Genomic DNA, 17,449 nt, shown 5'->3' on the forward strand with positions numbered 1-17,449 from the left:
GGCTTCGCTCAGCATGGAAACCAAAGTGTCCTCTTTTCACAGCTTTTCGCTTCCCGCTTCCTACTTCTGATTTCCGATTTCTGGTTTCTGATTTCTGTCTTCCTAGCTCCCAACTTCCGTCTTCCTCCATTATGGAAAGATCTGCTAGACTAGATCATGGGCAGATGCTTTGGCTTCGCTCAGCATGGAAACCAAAGCGTCCTCTTTTCACAGCTTTTCGCTTCCCGCTTCCGACTTCTTATTTCCGATTTCTGGTTTTTGATTTCTGTCTTCCTAGCTCCGAACTTCCGTCTTCCACCATTATGGAAAGATCTGCTAGGCTAGATCATGGGCAGATGCTTCGGCTTCGCTCAGCATGGAAACCAATGTGCCCGCTTTTCACAGCTTCCCGCTTCTGATTTCTGGCTTCTGATTTCCGCCTTCCCACTAAAGCAGTCGGTCCTCACATTAATGCTTACTCGCTCCTTAGTCCTTCCGTAGGGCTGGTGGTCATAACTTTACGAACCTGGGAAGAGATAGTCAGTGCAACCATTAGAATTACTACAGCCAGAGCCAGAGAAAAGGGTAACCAGGTGATGGGTACGTGAACAGCATATACAGAATCGAAAAGCATGGTTAACAAGTAGTAGCTAATGGGAATGCCTAAAATCAGGGCAATTATCAGAAACACAGCAAACTGCTTGTTTATCACATAGACAAGGTTTTTGAGGCGTGCTCCCAGGGCTTTTCTAATACTGAATTCTCTTACTCTACTGGCAACATTGAGAGAAACCAGCCCATAGAGGCCCAGGCAGGAGAGCAGTATACAGATAGTGGCTACATACTGCATCAGGCGGCTATGCCCTTCAATATTTCTAAAATACCAGTCGAGTGAACTGGCCTGGTAATATCCGTCAAAGGGCTTGTCGGGAAAAAGTTCGGCCCAGGTTTTTTCCAGGTCTTCATAAGCACTGGTCAGGGAACCTTCATTCACCTTCATGGAAAAATAACGATACTGTTCTTCTTTGGCCAGCATAATAATCATGGGCTTTATGGGGTCATAAAAAGACCATTGATGAAAATCTTCAAGTACTCCGGCCACCCGATAGGTAAGGCTATCTATTCTAAAGCTTTCACCCAAAGCCTTTTCCGGATTTAGCAAGCGCGCCATTTTCTGGTTCACCAATACATTCTGATAGTCGTTTTCGCGTTGAGCATCAAAGTTTCTTCCTTCCAAAAGTTTTAGTCCCAGCGTTTCTAAATAGTTGTGGTCTACGATTAGGCAGGGGATGTCGTACTTTTGATCAATCACCTGGACTATCTTATTGGAAGTAGATCGGTTGAGGTGCCCCATTGAGGCAGAAACAGACTCTACTCTGGGGTTTTGCTGCAAGGCATTGGTGAGTTGTTTTACTTGTGTGGCATCGCCCACAAAGGCCGAAATTACCCGGCTTTGATCATAGCCCCAATCCCGGTCTTTTTGGAATGCTGTGTTTTGGGTAAAGAGTATTCCACCCACCACGGCAATCAGGGCGAGAATGTATTGAAAGGTGAGGAAGATTTTGGTGAGTATATTTTTGCCACCAAACTTAAGGCTACCCCTGAAAATATTTACTGCGTTGAACCGCGAAATATAAAGGGCCGGATAGGCACCGGAGAGCAAACCTGTGCTCACCACCAATACCAGCAGAAATATCCAAAGTTCGGGTTGGTTGGTGTGAAAATCGAGTCCCACATCGAACAGGCGATCGAACCCCGGAATGAGCAAGGTAATGGCCAAAATGAACCCAAAGACCAGAGCCAATAGTGTGAGTACTATGTTTTCTACCAAAAACTGAAAAACCAATGCCTTGCGTGTGCCACCCATTACCTTTCTAACCCCAATTTCTTTGAGCCTTTTTGTTGCGGAAACAATGGCAATGTTTATGTAATTGAATACAGCCAAAACCAAAACAAAGGCACCAATTACCGATAAGACTATTCGAGCTACCGAATCACCCTCACCGGTCATCACACTGCTCATGTCTTCTGCCTGAACAAACAAGTCGGTCCATGGAACAAAAGAGAAAGCAGTGGCGGGCCAGTCTTTTTGCACGGCATTCTGAGTTTTAATATGCTGTTGAACCGAACGCTCTACCTGCGCCACGGACTGAGGGTCGCTTGTTCTTATGTATACAGCATCGAGAAATCGGCTCCAATCGCTTAGGCTGTAGTCTGGGTCTATTACTTCCAACTGGCCAAAGTTGACCAATACTTCAAAATTCAGGCTGCTTCTTCTGGGAAACTCCTGAGCTACGCCTGCTACTTCAAATGAAAACTTTCTTCCTTCAAAGTCAAAAGTCATAGACTTACCCAAGGCATTTTCTTCGCCAAAATATTTAACAGCAGCGTTATGGCTGAGAATGATTTGATTAGGTGTTTCTAAAGCTTCTTTTTGGCCGTAAGCCAGAGGAAAAGTGAACAATTCCAGAAATTCCGGGTCTACAAATGAGAAAGATTGGTTGAATACGTTTGGCCCCGATTTAAGTATGCCGCTTCTTCTTTCAACACGAACCACCTGACTAATTTGAGGGAAATCGTTTTGAAGAATGGCCGCATAGGGAGCCGGAACAATACCGTGATGCCCTACCTCTCCATTTCGGTTGAGATAGGAAGTAGCCAGGTATATTTCTTTTTTATTTTCATGAAACTGATCGATACTAAGATCCAGGTCTATGAAAGCATAGACCATGATGGCTACTCCGAGAGCTGTAGCCAGACCAAAAATATTGATGAATGAAGAAAGCGGGCTACGCTGTATAGCACGAAGTGTTGTTTTGAGATATGACCTGATCATGGAGCCTGAGTTTTTGATGGTATGAACGACAGATGCAACCATGCGCTTTAGGGTTGCACACTAGCCATCAGGCAACTGGTCTACTATTTTGGTTACTCAACGGCTTTTAACGGCAATTGAACGTAAGCCGGGCAGCGTGCCAAAGCAATTGAGTACTTTTAGTCCAATAGGCTTTGCTGGAATTTTAATCATCGATATCTTTTATGAAATGTTCGAAATACCAACATTTCTTAATTTAAAAAATGATTAACTAGCGCACTTTTTAAGAAAATTTGAAAAGAACAGAAGACGATAAGATCAATGTCCTTCTTATTTCTGAAGGAACCTATCCGTTTTACGGAGGAGGTATTTCTACATGGAGTCACATGTTGTGCGATAGGGTTTCTAACGTCCACTTTAATTTGTACTCCATCAATGCCGGCTACATACCTAAGCCCATTTTTGAGCTAAGTCCTTCAGTAAAAGAGGTAATACAGGTACCTCTTTGGGCTCCCGATGAGCCGCAGGATTATGTGAGCTATAAGCGAGACTACTATAAGGTAGTGAGCAAAAAAGAAGAGACCACCAGCGAAGTAGTGCAAGAGCGGTTTATTCCCATTTTTGAGAAGTTCTTGCAAATGGTGTATGAGGGGTCTACCGACATGAAAGTGTTGGATGTGGTGTTCTATGAATTGTGGCTTTACTTTCAAGACTACGACTACAAACGCACCATGCAAGACCAGGCCGTTTGGGAAGCTTTTAAGTATGAAGCCACGCGCAAGACAGAAGAAGATGGCAGTTATGTGGCCTCTTTGTTCGATATTACCGTTGGGCTGCGTTGGCTCTATCGTTTTCTCATTCCGTTTTCTATTCCTATCAAGAAAATGGATTTGTGCCATATTACACTCTCGGGTTTTCCGCTCATTCCTGCACTGGTATTAAAATATAGATACGGTACACCGTTGATGATTACCGAACATGGGGTATACGTAAGGGAAAGATTGCTTTACATTAACCGGTCAGACTACAGTTACTTCATTAAGGATTTTCTGATCAGGCTTACAGAAACCATAACAAGGCTCTCCTACTATAAGGCCGATAAAATTCTATCGGTAAACAAGTTTAACATTACCTGGGAGCTCATGTATGGCGCCAGCGAAGATAAAATTGAAATTACTTACAACGGGGTAGACCATGAGAAATTTGCTCCCCGCCAAAAACCTGAGCACTTAAGGGGGATACCTACCGTGGTGGCTGCCGCACGAATTTTTGAATTGAAGGATGTGCTCACCATGATTCGCTCATGCGATGTGGTTCGGAAGAAGATACCCAATGTGAGATACCTGGTGTATGGCGATAAGAATGCGGTGCCGGAATATACCGAGCAATGCGAAAACCTAATTAAGCAATTAAAGCTGGAGAACAACTTCTTCTTAATGGGGTATCATAGTGAGCCCCACCTCATATTTAGTGAGGGAGATATATCCATTCTCACCTCTATTTCAGAAGGATTTCCTTTCACGGTAATTGAATCTATGAGCTGTGGGGTGCCGGTGGTGGCAACCGATGTGGGTGGAGTAGCCGAAGCAATAGATGAGGGTTCGGGCTTTGTGTGTAAACCCAGGGACCCTGAAGCCATTGGAAAAAGGGTAATTCAGTTATTGGAAGATGAAGAACTTAGAAAGACCATGAGTGTACACGCCCGAAAGCGGGTTATGGAAAACTTTACGCTCGATATTTTTATAGAATCTTATGAGCGTATTTATGAGGAGGTTTACCAGAAACAACAACCAAAGAAGCAGAAGATAAAGAAGGAGTTGAGCTTATGACACATACGCAGAAAATAGAGCAATTGGGATATGATGTTTATGATAAACTGGGCAAGCCGGTCAATGTGAATGTGGTGCGTGCCATGCTAGAATCTATGAGCATTAGAGCCATAGATGCTAAGCAAGACTATGGCATAGACGACCTTCAGGAATTGGCTCAACTGGTTTATGATCAGATAACCAATCCTCGTTTTCTGGAAGAAAACCCTAGCCAGCTGCCTGTAAATGAACAGTTCAGAGCAGACTTTACCTCTGCGACAGACTACCTGAAAATAAAAACCAGGTACTTCTTTTATTACTATCCGCTCGGTTTGTTTCATGGTGTTCCTGTGTTTTTGCAAATAGCTACCATCATCGTATTCGGGTATTCTATGTGGACCTACGTAGGTTTTAACCAGTTGCAATCTACGGCTGTGGTGTTGGGAGTAATTTTCGGACTGATCGGCACAGGAGGTTTTGTGCAGGTAATAGGTAGGCAGGTTTCTCACTATTGGTTTAGCAAAGACTTTCATATGGCGCGAAAGAGCACCATTATGGTTATTCGCGATGGGTTACTTTTTATGGGGGTGCTCTGCGTTTTGGCATTGGTGCTTAATTTCTTTGCCAATTTTTATCCGTATAAATTTTTGTGGTTGGTGTATGCCTATGCCTACTCCATTGGGTTGTTGTTATTGCTTTCGGCAGTGTTTCACCCCCTCAAAGAGCGGTGGTTCATTACGGTGGCATTTATTTTGGCAGCAGGGCTTTCTTTGGTACTACACCTGTACACCAGCCTGGAAACCTATTATACGCATTGGATAGGCATCTGGACGGCCATAGCCCTTATGGTACTTTACCTCAACTGGTTTTTTAAACGAAAAGTGAGTAGAACCAAAGTGTTCAACCGGGCCACCAGCAAAACGGCTGTAATGGTTTACCGCAACTATCGCTACTTCTTTTACGGGTTCGTTTTCTTCATTTTCATTTTTACCGATCGTTTTTTGGCGTGGTCCACATCAGACGATGGAGCTTTGCCATACATTCTCTACTATGAAAAAGATTATGAAATAGGCATGGACATAGCCATTCTTATTTTCTTTCTTTTGGTGGGGGTGCTGGAGTTTGGTATTGCTTCGTTTAGCACAATCAGCGACCTGCTACAGAAACAGATTCCTTATAATCAGGCCAAGGTGTTTAACAGACGATCGCTCAAAATGTACTGGGAACATGTGCTCATATTGCTCATTGTTGGAGCGGTTATGACCTTTTTGCTTTACCTCATTATCTGGGAAAGGCTGGGCTATCAGCGGGCGTTCGATCAGGTATTGAATACGGTGAGTATTAAAGTAAGTATTATTGGAGGGCTGGGCTATATTCTTGTGGCTTGGGGTATGCTCAATTCACTTTATTTATTTACGCTCAACAAACCAACACAGCCGCTCAATGCGCTGCTTTTAGGGTTGTTGGTCAATGTATTGGTGGGGCTGGCGGCAAGCCGTCTTATCTCTTATGAATATAGTGTGGTAGGCATGTTTGCCGGTTCGGCCGTATATATGCTCATGACACTGCGCACAACGTTACAATTTTTCCGAAATCTCGACTATTACTACTATGCCGCGTATTAAAAAAATGGCCTCATTTCTGGCTCTGTTTTCTTTTACGAGCCTCTTTTGCCAGGAGCCACCAAAAGCTTCAGTATTGGTGTGCTATGGCGATATCAATGCCGATAGAATCAGAAATTTTAAATATGTAATTCTGGAGTCGGAACAATACAACCCCTTTGATATACGCCTAATGAAAGAAACCAACGAGCTGGTGTTGGGTTACATTAGTGTGGGAGAGGTGAGCACGGCCCGATATTATTTTCCGGAGCTAAAAGACCGAACCCTGGGCAAAAATAGCTTATGGGACAGCTATTATCTGGATTTGGCCGATCCGGTGACCCAAAATGCGCTTATGGGCTTGGTCGACCGGATAAAGCAAAAGGGTTTTGATGGCCTTTTTCTGGATACGGTTGATGCTTATGGCCCCTGGGGGCCACATCCGGAGAAAGTAGGGGCTTATGTAGAGTTCATTAGTCGTGTCAAAGAGAAATACCCCGATTTTCATTTAATGCAAAACTCAGGGGTTTCTATCACCCCCCGAACCAAAGACTTTATTAACTCGGTTGCTCTGGAATCGGTAATTACCGACTATAACTTTGAGAAATCGGATTATCGTATGCGCAGGCTAAGCGAATACAATGAGCGTGTGGCCGGGCTTAAGAATGTAGAAGAAAAATATAACCTGCCCATTGTGCTTATTGAATATGCCAATACAAAGAGCATGTTCAATCGGGTGAGAAACCAGGCCACGGCATTGGGTTGGGATTATTTTATTGGGAACATAGGTTTAGAAGAATTGCCAAGGTTTAAATGAACATACCCTACATAGATACCATCTTTCTCGGCATAGTCAGGCTGCTGCTGTGGGTGTTCTTCCTGTATTTGCTCAAACGCTTGTTCATTAAAGACAAGCCATCGCAAAACCAGGTGAAGACCATGGGTAACTATTGGGCAGTTTTCGGAAGTGTGGTTTTGGTGCTTATCTATGTGCTTGTGCAGGTAAACAGCTACGACCTGCTGACCATCATTGCCTTTATGATTTTCTTCTTTGGCTTTCGGCTGATTGGCGTAAAACAACTCAAGCTGAAAAACAACCTTTGGCTTAGGAGGCGAAAGGCCATACTTATCAATGTAATTGAGAACATTGAAGATAAGGAGCCGATTATTGATGTACGAAAGGCCAAAGCCAATAAACGCTTTTCGGTAAAGGCAGGCTTTTATTTTGCCACACTGGCTTGCTTTACGGCCATGATGGTTCGCTTCTACCTGATGCAGTTTGATAACTATCAGCTTTCGGCCGCCTGGTTTCAGGAGCTCAAAATTCTGGACGGACTCAGTGATCAGCGTTGGTTCAACAACGAGATGGTTATGACAGGCCAGTATGCTTTAATGAGCTTCTATGGCCTTATTACCGGTATAAGTGCCGAAATGGCTCTTGAGTCCTTTGGTCTTTTCCAAATATTCATTTTATGCTTCGTTATTTTTTGGTTTATCGATGCCATGACCAACAGCTTGGTTACCATTCCGCTTTTAGGTACCCTGGCTTTTGCTCTATTCTTTAACCTGGTACCCATCAACCTCACACAAATAACCCACAGCAAGTCCACCTTTATGGCCATGACTTTCTTTTTGCCGGCCTTAATATTTATTCGGAAACCCTGGGTGCTTTATAAGAATAAACGAAGTAATTATTTCTGGCAAATGCTGGTTATTTTCTGTGCCATTGCGCTTATAGACCTGTTTACATTACTTATTCTTTTGCCTCCCTACTTCATGGTGGTAATACCATTTATTCGAAGAGGATACTGGAAATTCTTTATGCAATCTTTTTGGGCTTATTTGGGGGCCTACGTCTTCATACTAGGCTCTTTTGCCCTTTCGGCTTATAATAATGATACAGATTTCTTTCTTTTTCTTCGATCCAATCTTCTTTCAGTTAGTTCTACCACCACTACCGGCAACATGATACTGTCTTACGATACCCTCATCTGGATATTCCAGGGCATATCCTTAGTGGGGGGTGTGGTCATGTTCTTTCTCTATCGCGACCATGAACGCAAGTGGGCCAGCCCGCTCGCCTTCATTATTTATGTAAATGTAATGATACTCTACAGCACCATGGGCTTTGAGTATTTCGATAGAGACCTGTTCAATGAAATATTGCCGGTGTTGGTAGCATGCGCTCTCAGCCTTGTTTTCTACATCATTTACTACTATTTCAACACTCGCTTAACTCGTGTAGAAATCCCTGACAAGGTTTCGGTGCCACTGATTTTTGCCTTGTTTTTAGTAACAGCCTATTACAGCCAGCCTGAGCTGGTGAACCGTACCTCTAAAACCAACTCACTGAGTAAAACCATACTAGAGGCCTATCAGAATATTAAGGCCAGTTTTATACCCTACGGGTATGCCGTGGTAAATGCAAGCAATATGCTGCCCATGAGTAGAGACTCTCATATATTCATTGGCTACGATGATTTTCTCAATGCTTACCCCGAGCGAGACTCTGTTTATTTTGAGTACAAAGACGACAAGGAATTTCTGCGGCTCAACACAGAGTACATTTTGCCGAATAGCGTGCTCGTTTTTATTTATCATAATGTATCGGATGAGTTTAGGCGTAAGGTGCGCATTGAAGAGGAGGTACAAGACGATGTAGTGCGATTGGTTAATGACCTAAGATTACGAGGAAGACCTATACGTCTCTTCTATGAAAAGGATAATTTAAGGGTCTATGAAATTGTGAATAAACCCAAAGAAGCAAGAATTAAAGAGTTGTTGTGAGTAAGAAGGCTTTCACCGGTTGTGTAGTTAAATGGCTTTTACTAGTACTTGTAGTGCTTGTTCAGGCTTGTTCTGACGATGAAAAGAACGAGCCCAGAAAGAAAGTACAGGTAGTGGATAATCAGCCCATTGTGCTGTACCTGATTGACTCTACCCATGAGATGAGCCGGCCCTATGCCAAAGAACTGGCCAAAGTTTTCGATTACAATAAAATACCCTACGCCACTCAGGAGCTACCTGATTATGCAGACGACCCCTACATAGATCCTTCCGTTAGGGTGGTTTATATAAATACCACTCAAAACCTGGATGATCTGGGCAGAGAAATATTGGTGGAGTTTGTGGCCATGGGGGGTACATTGGTGTTTCCAAGCCTCAATGAAGACCCCAATGGTGGTTTCCTTTCGGGTATAGATGTGGGAGCCGACTTTATGTATGATCTGGAGTCGCAAGGGATTCACTTTGTAAAGAACATGGTGCCCGGTATGGAAGGAAAGTCTATTTATCCTCAGAAGAAAAATATTGGGCTCAAGCGCGAAAGTTTTAAAGACTCCATCAATGTGCTAGCCACTGCCGCTACGGATCCTACCCAGCCGCTCATTTTTGAACATTATATAGGTGCCGGCAGAGTGGTGCATTTCAATACCAATATGGTTTTTGAAAAGCCCGACAGGGGTCTGCTCTTTGCTCCGGCACTAAAAGGCCTGCAGGGAGTGCCATATCCTATTGTGAGTGTAGGAGCTATTTTCATAGACGATTTCCCCAGCCCACTCTACGACTATAAGGCCGAGCCAATAGCCAGCGAATTGGATATTACCCAGGCCGAGTATGTAATGGATGTATGGTGGCCCGATATGCTCAAAGTAGCCGAACAGTTCAATATCGATTATTCGGCCTATCCCTGTTTTAACTACGACCGAATAAAACAACCGCCATTTATTTTCAGAGAATGGGACATGCACCGTTCCATACGCGATGGCAAAGAGGTTATTAGTGCTAACTGGATGACCAAACAGGTGATCAAACACAAGTTTGAAATGGCCTTTCATGGCTATAACCACGAGTCGTTGGTAGATACCATTTGGAGAAACCCGGAATATATGGAAGGGGCACTTATTGCGGCCCGGAAAAAATGGAGAGTGAACGGCTTTGGCCCCTTTCCGGTAACCTATGTGCCACCTTCGAACGATATCGATAGCATTGGACTGGTTCACCTGGCCAATGCTATGCCCGAAATTGAGTTTATGTGTTCTATTTACGAGGGCGATTTCTACGAAGGAGGCGAAAGAGAATACGATGTAGACCCTCTTGAGCCGAGACTGTTCGATTTTCCGAGGGTTTCCAGCGGCTATGTGTTTAGCGATTTTAAAACCTACAGTTGGCAATCGCTATACCTTTTTACCGGCATCTGGTCGCATTTCATTCACCCTGATGATATTTACCAACTCCCCGTTGAGAGCAATACCAGTGCAGGAGATTATGCATCCAGAAATGCCGAGCGATTGGGGTGGTATACCTCCAGCAACAACCGAAAGGGGATGCTCACACGTTGGGTAGAGTACCTGGAAGAGGTAACGGAGACTCACCCCTCTATGCGCTTTTTAGATGTGGCAACCGGTGCTACCATTACCCGCGATTGGCGCAACAGCAAGTATGAGTATATACCCAATGGAGATACCTATAACGTAAAAAAGGTCAGTGCTAACAAATGGAAGAAGAAGCACTTTTTTTGGAATGTATTCGTAGAAAAGACCAATCAACAACTGCTTCAGGAAGAGCTACAACGCAAAGGTCTCAATTACACCAAAACGCCCGTTATGGGAGGATACCTGCTTACGGTAGAAACGCCCGAAGCCGCCATTGCCTTTAGCGAAGGACTCCGATTTAAGAATACTCGTCAGTACTCCTTAGATGAAATATTTGCTGACATTAAAGATCAGTTCAAAGGCTACGAAGAAAAAAGAAAAACCATTGTGCAGGAGGTAGACGAAGGGGAGTATGTGGAGGAAATTGAGCTTCCGGTTACGGTAGAAGACTCGGTGCAATATTTCGTGGAAAACGAAAATCTGGATGCCGCCACCAACATCTTGTTGCGTCAGCTCAGGGAGAGTACTCAACCCGATACGGCTATTTTTAGCCAGTATGCACTGTATTTGGCTTATAACGAAAAGCCTCAGGAGGTATGGGGCTTTCTGGAAAATACCTACAAAGAGTCGCCCAAAACAGCTATGGTTTACCTCAATCATTACCTTGCTACAGAAGCCTACCCCAACGAAGAGCTCAACGAACTATGGCTGAGAAGAAAAATTGAGCGCGACCCTACGAATATGGAGCTCATAAAAGAATACATGCAGTATTTCTATACCGATCAATACAAAGAGCAGGTAAAAGAAATGCTGGTAAATGCTCAAGAGGGCAATAGTGCGGAAGAGGCCTATGCTCTTTATGTACGCTATCTGATTGACTGGGAACCCGAAGAGCTCCATAGAGAACTGGTGAACAAAAGCCCCGAGAGATACCCAAAACTCTTGCCCATGGCCACTTCTATAGCCTATGCATTTTCAGACAATGGAATGTTGCAAGATGCCCTTTTGTGGGCCGAATACAGCAATGAGATAAGCATGCTTACCCAATTGCAGTGGTGGGCCGACCTGGAAGCCTTTAATAAGATGGAGACGGTATACCTCCGATACATTAAGAACAACCCCAATGATGAAGAGGTGAAGAGCTTTGTGGCCAACACATGGTTTGATATTGGGGAGTTCGAAAGAGCCGGTTTAGTGGCTAAATCCATGAACAACCCGTTGAAAAAAGACAGCTTAAGAGAGCGCATAAACCCCGAAGCACAATACTTTGAGAGCGATGTTCAAAAATTCATGATTCTCAATACGCCCGGTGTATTCTACCCCGATACATTGCAAAACTTACTTATGCGTCTGAGGTATAACGAACATGCTTCAGTAGAATATACGACCGACTTTGTGGAGGATAACTTCAATCAGTCGGTGTGGAACAATATGGTTAACCTCCATATGAAAACACGCAATCTCAACCAGCACAGCCTTTCGGTTACCTATAGCGATGTTTCAGACCTGGTCATTAATACATTCGATGCCAACAACGTGGCGCATCAATTGTATGGTTTGCGATACCGCTACCAAACCAGAGAGAATACAGATAAGCCCATTTTCTATGCCTTGGCCGGTTTAGAGAAAGACGATTTGTCTAACACCTTCTTTTCACTGGGGGCAGGAATATCACAGGCCAACGAAAAGTCTTTTAAGTCCATTGGCTACACCTTTAGCCCGGTAAAAACGGGTCCGGCCATAAGTAGAGAAATTTATTGGGGCGAACTGGTTGGCTACTATGAAAGAGGTTACAATAAGGCCTGGCAAACCTCTCTGTCGCCCGTGCTTTCTCACTACACTACCGGAGTCTACGAAGGAGCCGTTACCGGACGCCTTTTCTATAATATTAAGCCCCTTAACAAGTCTCGGTTTTCACCATTTGCTGAGGCATTTGGTTCGGTGTCTAATGGCATGCAAGAAGGTGGTAACCCCTTCTGGGTAGTAGAGCGAAGGTTCTATGGAGGAGGAGGTTTGGCCTGGAATTACGGTAGAGACCAAACCAGAAAGCCATACATGCGTGTGGAGGCAGGAGCCTTTTACGATACCTATACCGGAAACTTCCTTAGAATTACCGGCAATTTCGCCTTCCCTATAAAGAAATATACTTTCGTTACCGGACAGTTTGAGTTTTACAACCAGGCCCTCTATTACTCCAATGGCTTTCAGTTAGGTATAAGGCACTTCTTTAGAAGAAGAAAACCATATTACGTGAAGCCGAGGGAATATGACGACTGGTACGATGAGTAATAAAGCCCTTTCCATACCCCTTGGCCCGTTTAAGCGCTAAGACAGAGATAAATCACTCGGTTTTTTTGGTAGCCTCAAACTTTCGGTTGCCTCCTTCAAAAGTTAGTGAAATCACTACGCCTTCTTTGTTTCGAGTGAAAGAAATACGGAGCCCCCTCGTGTTCTTCAATTCATATTTGTCTCCGGCCACTTCAACCATTTCTGTTAGAGGCTGAGATTTGTCTGAGGGTTGAGCCATGAGTACATTTTCGTTATTTAAACTCACCGTAATGTCAAAGCCCCGGTCAGTACTGGAGATGTATTGTCCCACATAATCTTTTGCCGCTTTGTCCTGAGCCAAAAGCGTGGAGACTGAAAAAAGAATAAATGCGATAAATAGTGTTCGAATGGAGTTTTTCATAAGACCTTTTGGAACCTTAGATGTGTTTAGCTTCGGCAAGGTTACATACCTGAGACAGACCAGTGCACTATCCGCCAGGCTTACTATTCGCATTTGTTTTAATAAGGCAAAAACAGCAAACCTGAGCAAAGGAGTTATGAAAAGAAAAAGATCCTTCAGTTATTTAAGTGCTTATAGAGGCTTTCTTTTTGTCTTTTAGTTTCGAAGTTAAGCATACTGGGAGGGAGAGCATTCTTTTTTTGGGGCTCTTTGTGCCGAGTCCGGATGAAGGTAGAGATTTTACGAAATCTCTCAGCTGCTCTCAAGTGTGTGGCGCGATCATCATTTTAACCGTCAAAATAAATTTCAATGAGACCTATTCTGGGCAGAATCGCTATTGTAATTCAAGTGTTAATAATTCTTGGCTGTAAAAACCCAAATAACGAAATAGATAAATTGAGCTATAACACTAACTATCAGGATCGATTTGAGCTAGTCAATACCAAGTCGGTTGTAATTCCTTTGGACTCAACACAAGGGTTTTTCAATAACTCTTACTCTCAATTTATAGATAATAGTGGGAAAATGATCTGGAGTTTGCTCAACAAAAACACTGGGGTTATACACTATTATGAGTCTGAAAAGGGAGAGCGCCTTTCCAGTTTGAAACTTCATAAAGAAGATGGTCCCAATGGAATTGGTTTTAATCTTGATCTTGTGACTCATCTCAATATCTCTTACGACTCAATATTAATTTACAATGGGTGGACTACAGAGATGATCTTACTGAATGACAGGGGTGAAGTGATGAATAAATATTTGTTTTCGGAATCGGAAGTGTTTCTCAATGAGGGGCCTTTCAATATTTCCGTAACAAACGACAATCGGCCCATTCATATAGATGGCCGTGTTTATTTTAATCTATCCTATCAACCAGATAGCTATGCCAATAAAGGAGTTACCTTAGTTCTGGATTTAAAAACGGGCAATTTTACCACAGAGAATAAGCCTTCTGATCTTTATCTGGACTATTGTTGGGGAATACCGTATTCTTTAAATATTCTAAGTGTCTATAATAGTCATACAAAAGAGTTTATTCTGAGCTTCGGAGTAGACCCTTACGTCTATATATGGAAGGAAAATGTATTGATGACGTCAAGATTTGTAGGGTCGAAGTATTTTTATCCTAAACCCTTCTCAGAGAAATTAGAGGATTATTTGAACAAAAATAACTATCAACAAAGGTTGGACAAGTCTCAGTTGTCAGGCAAATACTATAAAATCATTTATCTTGAACACCCAGAAATCTACTTGAGAGAGGTCTTTTTAGATAGAACTCCGGAAGAGCTAGCTAGTCGGGTTTCAGGTTTGAAAAAGACTTTTATAATCTCAGATAGTGAAATGAATCCATTGGGAGAGTTTAGAGTTCCTGAGGGTCAGTACTTTACATCTAACTTCTTTGTTTCAAAAGATGGTATTTATCTGGCCAACTATGAGGACTATTTGACAACAGAAGATAGCTTGACATTTGATTTATATGAACCCCAAACAATATACTAACCGATAATTGATGCACTGTCTTCCCTTTTTGAGGCTTCCCAGTATCTTTCATAAAAGAGGTTTCAATAAGGCAAAAACAGCAAATAAAGTCCCGTTAGTAAGTTGACGCCAATACAAACCCACCCGATGATTGTTTTTAGCTTTTTGTTGAAAGCTAGCAACAGAACAAACAAGAAGAATGTGAGGCCTCCAATAAAAGGAGGTGCAAAAAGCCACAACAGCCCACCAAGTCCTGAGTTTTCGGGTATACTGGCACTTGAAGAGAGGGCAAAGGATGTAATGACCGAAAGTAGAATTCCCATTAGAAACTTCTCTGTTTTTGTCATCCATAAATTTCTCCGCCTCAGCAGGAGCCTTTCTGTCTTGAATGACCATGGCAATAATCAGTACCACAAAGGAGAGCGCAACGGCCGCTATAAATATCAACATTGTATTACCAAGTTCTAAAAAAGAAATGAGGTAAGGGTGTATGCACAATAAAAACTAATATTCTAGTTATTTATTCAGTGAGGCTTTTTTGCCTATCTTATTAACAGTAATCATCCTCCTAAACGTAGTCCAATGCACATTAAAAAAATAATGAGCTCACTGCTCTTGTTTCTCCTAATTCTGGTTGTTTTTAATGCTTGTCAGAAAAATAAAAAAACTTCGTCTGACTATGACCGGATAGCCGATCAGCAATACAGTCAGGTAATAACCGCCTATACTTCAGGAAAAATATCGAGCCGATCGGTCATTACCCTTCAGTTAGCCGAAGATATATCTCCCGATCGCCAACAAAAACTGGCTCTTTCCTTTACTCCCTCACTCAAAGGAGAGCTTCGTTGGATAACCCCTCGGGTAGTTGAGTTCAAACCATCTTCGCCTTTGCCAAACGGTAAGTCGTATGTAGGCAGACTATCACTGGAGGGGCTTGGTTTGGCCAAGGCAGAAGGGTTGAAGCCTTTCGAATTTCAGTTTGCTGTTATTGAGCAGGATTATGATCTAAACATTACCGGTCTGGTGAGCGATGAAGATGAACCCATGAGGCAGCAAATTATTCAAGGAGAGTTTACTACAGCCGATGTGGTTGACACTCTTAACCTGCAAAAGGCAGTAACTTTTGAACAAGAAGGAAATACTTTGCCGGTGCATTGGCAGTTCGACCGGACCATAGGCAAGAAGCACAGCTTCTATGTAACCTCTGTTCAGCGCAAAGAGCAAAGTTCAACGGTGCGATTTAAAGTAGATGGGTCGGTCATTGGAGCGAGGAGAGATCGTGAAGAAAACCTTGAGGTGCCTTCGCTCAATGATTTTTCGGTGATAAGTACACGCATGGAAAAAGGAGAAGACTCGCATATAGTCCTTCACTTTTCAGACCCGCTCAACGAAAGACAAGATCTTACAGGCCTCATAACTCTTGAGGACGACCCAAATCCCAAATTTGTGGTTTCAGGCAATTCAGTAAAGGTTTATCCTTCAACCGAGTTGAATGGCGATAAGCTTGTGCAGGTATATGCGGGCATACGCAATCGGCTCGATTTCAAGATGGCCAAAGGGTACCAGCAGGCAGTAAACTTTAGCCAATTAAAACCGCAGGTACGGCTAACCCGCCAGGGCTCTATTTTACCGGGAACCCAGGGACTGATTCTTCCTTTCGATGCCGTAAACCTAAGAGCAGTAGAGGTTACCGTCATAAAAATCAATGAGTCAAATGTGTTTCAGTTCTTGCAGGTGAATAACCTGGATGGTGATGAGCAATTGAGAAGAGTGGGTAAACCCATTGTACATCAGGTGATAATGCTCGATGAGTCTGGAGTCACCGACTTTAGTCGATGGAATCGGTTTACACTCGATTTAGCCAAGTACATGACTCCTGAAAAAGGAGGGATCTATCAGGTGCGCCTAAACATCAGAAAAGAATTTTCACTTTACAATTGCGGCCAAACTATAGAAGACCTAAGCCTGGAAGGAAAAATACCGGAAGATAACTGGGCGACATACTCGGCTGAAAGAGGAGGAGAGTATGATAGCTACTATACCTACAGTTATGGAATGAATTATGACTGGCGGGAACGTGACAATCCTTGTCACGATACTTATTACGCCTCCAATGCCAGAATGGTGAAAACTAATTTACTGGCATCAGACCTCGGCCTTATGGCCAAGTTGGGAAACGACCGTAAACTTTCTGTGTTTGTTACCGACCTTAAAACCACTCAACCCCTAACTGGTGTAGAACTGAAGGTATACGACTATCAACAAGAATTATTAGAAGTATTGCGTACCGATGAGAAGGGCCGGGCAGCACTCCAAACCCAGCGAAAGCCGTTTTTGTTGGAGGCTGTTCGCGGTTTAGACAAAGGATACCTGAAATTGACTGACGGAACATCTCTTTCAGTGAGCAATTTCGATGTTGGAGGAGCACGGGTAGAAAGAGGGATTCAAGGATTTCTTTATGGCGAACGAGGCGTTTGGCGGCCCGGAGACCCCATTTACCTCAACTTTATTCTAGAAGATAAGACCCATCAACTTCCTGAAGACCATCCGGTAGTGCTTGAGTTTATAGATCCCTCCGGACAGATAAAAGACCGAAAGGTTAGCAATCGTTCAGTAAATGGCTTTTATCACTTTCCGTTACAAACCAATGAAGATGACCCAACAGG

General features: G+C 43.2%; 10 protein-coding genes. 8 read left to right on the forward strand and 2 right to left on the reverse strand.

Features of this window, described 5'->3' with window-relative positions; all coding sequences use genetic code 11:
* Positions 1 to 454: 454 nt before the first annotated feature.
* The gene (locus B3763_RS11150) at positions 455 to 2,815 is read right to left on the reverse strand and encodes an ABC transporter permease (protein ID WP_286746517.1); all 2,361 of its coding nucleotides are present in this window, start codon (positions 2,813 to 2,815) and stop codon (positions 455 to 457) included.
* A gap of 272 nt (positions 2,816 to 3,087) precedes the next feature.
* On the opposite strand from B3763_RS11150, the gene pelF reads away from it, so the two are divergent.
* The 5 genes from pelF to B3763_RS11175 are packed head-to-tail and all read left to right on the forward strand — an operon-like array spanning position 3,088 to position 12,865.
* Positions 3,088 to 4,623 (forward strand): GT4 family glycosyltransferase PelF, encoded by a 1,536-nt coding sequence (pelF, locus tag B3763_RS11155; protein ID WP_286746518.1) that lies wholly within the window; start codon positions 3,088 to 3,090, stop codon positions 4,621 to 4,623.
* The gene (locus B3763_RS11160; protein WP_189630435.1) at positions 4,620 to 6,227 is read left to right on the forward strand and encodes a hypothetical protein; all 1,608 of its coding nucleotides are present in this window, start codon (positions 4,620 to 4,622) and stop codon (positions 6,225 to 6,227) included. Before pelF ends, B3763_RS11160 begins: the two co-directional genes overlap by 4 nt.
* Positions 6,214 to 7,020: an endo alpha-1,4 polygalactosaminidase gene (locus B3763_RS11165; protein ID WP_189630436.1), complete on the forward strand. Its 807-nt coding sequence runs from the start codon at positions 6,214 to 6,216 to the stop codon at positions 7,018 to 7,020. The genes B3763_RS11160 and B3763_RS11165 overlap by 14 nt, the downstream gene beginning before the upstream one ends.
* A complete protein-coding gene (locus B3763_RS11170; protein WP_189630437.1) occupies positions 7,017 to 8,990 on the forward strand; it encodes a hypothetical protein in 1,974 nt (657 codons plus the stop codon). The genes B3763_RS11165 and B3763_RS11170 overlap by 4 nt, the downstream gene beginning before the upstream one ends.
* Complete coding sequence (locus B3763_RS11175; protein WP_286746521.1) at positions 8,987 to 12,865, forward strand: DUF2194 domain-containing protein; 3,879 nt, start codon at positions 8,987 to 8,989, stop codon at positions 12,863 to 12,865. The genes B3763_RS11170 and B3763_RS11175 overlap by 4 nt, the downstream gene beginning before the upstream one ends.
* 52 nt (positions 12,866 to 12,917) lie before the next feature.
* Here the strand turns inward: B3763_RS11175 and B3763_RS11180 are convergent, their stop codons facing one another.
* The gene (locus B3763_RS11180; protein ID WP_286746523.1) at positions 12,918 to 13,265 is read right to left on the reverse strand and encodes a hypothetical protein; all 348 of its coding nucleotides are present in this window, start codon (positions 13,263 to 13,265) and stop codon (positions 12,918 to 12,920) included.
* 348 nt (positions 13,266 to 13,613) lie between these two features.
* Between B3763_RS11180 and B3763_RS11185 the strand changes: the two genes are divergently transcribed.
* The 3 genes from B3763_RS11185 to B3763_RS11195 all read left to right on the forward strand — a co-directional run.
* Positions 13,614 to 14,804 carry a hypothetical protein gene (locus tag B3763_RS11185; protein ID WP_286746525.1) on the forward strand — a complete coding sequence of 397 codons (1,191 nt, stop codon included), beginning with the start codon at positions 13,614 to 13,616 and terminating at the stop codon, positions 14,802 to 14,804.
* Between the two features lie 126 nt (positions 14,805 to 14,930).
* Entirely contained in the window at positions 14,931 to 15,251 is a 321-nt protein-coding gene (locus B3763_RS11190) for a hypothetical protein (RefSeq protein ID WP_286746527.1), read from the forward strand.
* Between the two features lie 114 nt (positions 15,252 to 15,365).
* The coding region (locus B3763_RS11195) for an MG2 domain-containing protein (protein WP_286746529.1) at positions 15,366 to 17,449 on the forward strand (2,084 nt) is incomplete at its 3' end.

The sequence above is a fragment of the Roseivirga sp. UBA1976 genome (assembly GCF_002336325.1).
In the GTDB taxonomy this organism is placed as follows: Bacteria; Bacteroidota; Bacteroidia; order Cytophagales; family Cyclobacteriaceae; genus Roseivirga; species Roseivirga thermotolerans.

What these genes read in the sequence shown, in the direction of transcription:
- B3763_RS11150 (WP_286746517.1), bottom strand. Translation starts at nt 2,815, where the DNA reads ATGATCAGGTCATATCTCAAAACAACACTTCGTGCTATACAGCGTAGC.
- B3763_RS11160 (WP_189630435.1), top strand. Translation starts at nt 4,620, where the DNA reads ATGACACATACGCAGAAAATAGAGCAATTGGGATATGATGTTTATGAT.
- B3763_RS11165 (WP_189630436.1), top strand. Translation starts at nt 6,214, where the DNA reads ATGCCGCGTATTAAAAAAATGGCCTCATTTCTGGCTCTGTTTTCTTTT.
- B3763_RS11170 (WP_189630437.1), top strand. Translation starts at nt 7,017, where the DNA reads ATGAACATACCCTACATAGATACCATCTTTCTCGGCATAGTCAGGCTG.
- B3763_RS11180 (WP_286746523.1), bottom strand. Translation starts at nt 13,265, where the DNA reads ATGAAAAACTCCATTCGAACACTATTTATCGCATTTATTCTTTTTTCA.
- B3763_RS11185 (WP_286746525.1), top strand. Translation starts at nt 13,614, where the DNA reads ATGAGACCTATTCTGGGCAGAATCGCTATTGTAATTCAAGTGTTAATA.
- B3763_RS11190 (WP_286746527.1), top strand. Translation starts at nt 14,931, where the DNA reads ATGATTGTTTTTAGCTTTTTGTTGAAAGCTAGCAACAGAACAAACAAG.